This window comes from Dietzia sp. SYD-A1 (assembly GCF_015356725.1).
In the GTDB taxonomy this organism is placed as follows: Bacteria; Actinomycetota; Actinomycetes; order Mycobacteriales; family Mycobacteriaceae; genus Dietzia.
In genome coordinates this window covers 1-4,247 of sequence record NZ_JADDKI010000358.1, presented here as the reverse complement: position 1 = coordinate 4,247, position 4,247 = coordinate 1, and the positions used below count along the sequence as shown (strand labels likewise).

Here is a 4,247-nt window from a genome sequence, read left to right as displayed (position 1 = left end):
GCCCAGCCGCCGGCGGCCGGCTCCTCATCTCGCGTGCTGCCGGGCCCCTCGCGCGGGCCGGAGAGGAGGACCGACAGCAGGTGGGCGGTGCCGAGCACCAACGGCAGGCGGAGCAGGGGGTCGAACTTGTGGAGGTTGCGCAGTGGCGCGCCGGCGCCGTCGAGGAATGCGCGGAGGGTCTCGGCGAGTCCACCGCCGGCAGGCCCGACCCACGGCGCCGCCATCGCCACCAGTCCGACCGCGGCGATGGTCAGGAGCCGGCCCCTGGCCGGCATCCCCCGGTGGACCAGACCCACCACACCGACGGCCGCCATCACCCCGGTGGCCAGGACGAACACGGGTTCGCTGGTGAGAGCTGCGCCGGCCACCCGGTCCGTGGACACGAACGGGACCCAGGTCGCGGCCCCGCGCAGCACCTCGGTCGCCGACGACCACCGCGTGGTGACCTCAGCCGACTCGATGTAGTCCAGGAACGGGGGGGAGACCCGGCCCAGGAGCACCAGCGGGACCGCCCACCACACGCACGCCGCGACGGACAGGGGCAGCCACCACGCCGCGAGCCGGGCCCATGTCCGTCCGGGTCGGAACATCAGCCACCAGAGGATCGCGGGGAGGCAGGCGATGGCGGTCGCGGCCGCGTTGACCGCCCCCATCATCGCCAGGGCCAGCGCGGCACCGGCCCCGCCCCGTCGCGGGGACAGGCGTCCCTGCAGGACCCGCACCACCGGGAGCAGCACCCACGGGGCCAGTGCGACGGGCCAGATCTCGGAGGAGATCGACCCGAGGTCGCCGAGCATCCGCGGGGCGAGGGCGTAGAGGATCCCGGCCATCACCCGGGTCCGGCGCGTACCGATCCGCAGGGCGGCCGCCACCCGGACCACACCGACGTAGGCGACCGTCAACAGGACAGCCCACCACAGGCGTTGGGTCAGCCAGGCGGGCATCCCGACCAGGTCGAACAGCACGAAGAACGGCCCCTGGGGGAAGAGGTACCCGTACGCCTGGTTCTGGACCTGACCGCCGAACGACAGCCCGGTCCACAGGTGGGTGGCCTGCGCGAGGAAGCGACCCGGGTCCACGACGAGGTCGTACTTGGTGTCGGGGACGACCAGACCCGGGGCCTGCAGGCAGGCAAGGAGGAGAAACGCGAAGAAGGCGACGACCGCGTCGCGCGCGCCTGCACCGAGACGGATCCCGCGGGTCACCTCGGCCGGCGCGGGGAGGGACTAGCGGGCGCCGTACTCGACCTGGCCCAGGAGGGCCTGGTCCGCAGGCGGCTGGGGGACCTCCGGGATGGAGTTCTCGGCCATCGCGGAGCTGGCGCCGAAGGCGACGATGCCGCCGAGGACGATTCCGCCGACTGCGCTGGCGAGCGCTCCGGTACCGAAGCTCATCGAGTTCTCCCTGCGGGTCACGAGAATGGTGTGCACTGGCGGGTGCCGCGAGGCATGCCGATGCCGAAAGGGTATCACCCGGCACACCACGGATCGTGTGGAGTGTCGCCCACAACTACTTACTGGCCGGTAAGTTGGTGTGGGACACGACACCACGTCCCGCCGGAAGGAGTCTCGTGACGACGGGGACGAAACGGATCCCACGCGCGATCCGCGAACAGCAGATGCTGGACTCGGCCATTCGCGTGTTCTCCGATCTCGGCTACCGGTCGGCGTCGATGGACACCATCGCCAAGGACGCCAAGATCTCCAAACCGATGCTGTACCTCTACTACGGCTCCAAGGAGGAACTGTTCTCCGCGTGCGTCACCCGCGAGTCCGGGCGGCTCATCGAGCACCTCACCTCCGCGGCGACCAGCGGCACCGGAGCACGCCACAGTCTGGAGAACGTCGTGGAGGCGTTCCTCGACTACGTGGACGACCACACGGATTCGTGGAACGTCGTGTACCGCCAGGCCGTCGCCGAACCCGCGTTCAGCGAGGAGGTCGAGAAGACCCGTTCCGTCCTGGTGGATCTCACCACCGACCTGCTGGCGCAGAACTCGGTGGACGGGCGCAGTCGCGAGGTGCTCGAAGTGGTCGCCACGGCGCTGGTCGGGGCCGGCGAGGCGGTCGCCGACCGCGTCGCGCACCGGTCCACACCCAAATCGGTGGCCGCGGGAGTGGTCGTCGAACTCGCGTGGCGGGGCCTCGCCGGGGATCCCGCAAGATCACTCGCCGTCGAGTCACCCACAACCGCGTCACCCACAACCGCGTCACCCACCACCCCTAAAGAGGAGAAGCCGTGACCACCACGTCCACTGCCACCACCCGCAGCGCATCGCAGGGGGCCAAGACCCTCACCCCGTTGGACCTGGCGGGCGGGTTACCCTCCCTCATCTCGGATCTGCCGACCGTTCTGCGTGGTCTCCGGATCGTCCGCACCTCCCGGGGGACCGACAAGCTCTCCATCGGCCGCAGGTTCCAGGAACTGGCGGCCTCACAGCCGGACGCCCCCTTCATGCGGTTCCTCGGCTCCGAGCTCTCCTACGGGGAGACGAACCGACGCGCCAACCGCGTCGCCGAGGTGCTCAAGGCCCGCGGGGTCCGGCGCGGCGACACCGTGGGGATCTGCATGGTCAACCGGACCGAGGTCATGCTCGCCATCCTCGGTGCCGTCAAGGTGGGCGCCTCGGTGGGCCTGCTCAACCACCACCAGCGTGGTGAGGTCCTGGAACACTCGCAGAAGATCATCGACTCGAAGGTCGTCCTGATGGGCGCGGAGTGCGCCGAGGCCGCCGCGTCCATCCCCCGGGAGAAGTGGCTCGGCGAGTTGATCGCCGTGGGCTCCGAGTCCGACCTCCCCTTCCGGGGCTTCAGCGCCGGCCACCGCCCGGACGAACTCTCCGATCTGACCTGGCTCGAAGACGAGATCGAGGCGTTGGGTTCGGACGCCGGCACCACCAACCCGCCGGAGGCCGACGAGACGCTCGGCGACGAGACCGCGTACTACGTGTTCACCTCCGGCACCACGGGTCTGCCCAAGGCCTCGACCATGTCCCACTACCGATGGAACCGGGCCCTGGCCGGCTTCGGCCTCTCCGGCGTCCGGCTCAAGAAGGACGACGTCCTGCTATGCCCGCTGCCGATGTACCACAACAACGCGCTCACGGTGGCCCTCGGTTGCGTGCTCGCCGCCGGCGCGTGTCTGGCCGTCGAGGAGCACTTCTCCGCGTCGAAGTTCTGGGATCAGGCCCGCGCCGCCCGCGCCACCGCGGCCATCTACATCGGCGAGATCTGCCGCTACCTGCTCAACCAGGAACCCGGTCCGGGCGACCGTGACCACTCCATCCGGGTGATGACGGGCAACGGATTGCGCCCCGAGATCTGGGAGGAGTTCCAACAGCGCTTCGGCGTGGACCGGATCTGTGAGTTCTACGCCGCCAGCGAGTGCAACATCGCGTTCGTCAACGCCTTCAACGTCGCCAAGACCACCGGCTACTGCCCGATGGACTTCGCGATCGTGGACTACGACCCGGACACCGGGGAGCCCCGCCGCGGCGAGGACGGTCGGCTCACCAAGGTGGGCAAGGGCGGGATCGGCCTGCTGATCAGCGGCATCTCCGACACCCAGCCCTTCGACGGCTACACCGACAAGGAGGCCACGGAGAAGAAGATCATCCGCGACGCCTTCAGTGACGGTGACGCCTGGTTCGTCTCGGGCGACCTGATGCTGGACCAGGGCCTCAAGCACGCCTCGTTCGTCGACCGCCTGGGCGACACCTTCCGGTGGAAGGGCGAGAACGTGGCGACCACCGAGGTGGAGGCGGCCGTCAGCGCTCGCCACGAGGTCGACCAGGCCGTGGTCTACGGCGTGCCGGTGCCGGGCGCCGACGGCAAGGCGGGCATGGCCGCCGTGCGGCTGCACGACAAGTCCGACTTCGACGGCGCCGCGCTCGCGGAGCACCTGCGCAGGTCGTTGCCGTCGTACGCGGTTCCGCTGTTCATCCGGCTCTCCAAGGAGCTCGAGGTGACGTCCACCTACAAGAGCCGCAAGACCGAGCTGCGCGAGCAGGCGTTCGACACCTCCCAGTTCGACGACCCGCTCTACGTCCTGTCGTCCGACAAGGGATACATCCCCTTCTACGATGGGGCGGAGAACGACGTCGTCGCCGGCAAGGCCTGAAGCCGGGGGCACCCCGAAGGAGGTCCCGCCGCCGCATGCCGTCTCCCCGCATGCCCGACCGCCGCGTGCCCGACCACCGTCATGTCCGCCGCCGCGCGCGTGGCGGCGGACATGACGGTGGTCGGGCA

The 4,247-nt window shown here is 70.0% G+C and carries 4 protein-coding genes; 2 read left to right on the top strand and 2 right to left on the bottom strand.

What is annotated here, in order from left to right:
• Together IY392_RS13730 and IY392_RS13725 are read right to left on the bottom strand one after the other, a co-directional pair.
• On the bottom strand, window positions 1-1,205 hold a 1,205-nt coding region (locus IY392_RS13730; RefSeq protein WP_194861512.1), incomplete at its 3' end, for an alpha-(1->3)-arabinofuranosyltransferase family protein.
• A gap of 21 nt (window positions 1,206-1,226) precedes the next feature.
• Window positions 1,227-1,415, bottom strand: a complete 189-nt coding sequence (locus IY392_RS13725) for a DUF2613 domain-containing protein (protein ID WP_231750375.1) — start codon at window positions 1,413-1,415, stop codon at window positions 1,227-1,229.
• A gap of 155 nt (window positions 1,416-1,570) precedes the next feature.
• On the opposite strand from IY392_RS13725, the gene IY392_RS13720 reads away from it, so the two are divergent.
• Entirely contained in the window at window positions 1,571-2,242 is a 672-nt protein-coding gene (locus IY392_RS13720; protein WP_182627939.1) for a TetR/AcrR family transcriptional regulator, read from the top strand.
• A complete protein-coding gene (locus tag IY392_RS13715) occupies window positions 2,239-4,119 on the top strand; it encodes a long-chain-acyl-CoA synthetase (RefSeq protein ID WP_194861511.1) in 1,881 nt (626 codons plus the stop codon). The genes IY392_RS13720 and IY392_RS13715 overlap by 4 nt, the downstream gene beginning before the upstream one ends.
• Window positions 4,120-4,247: the final 128 nt, after the last annotated feature.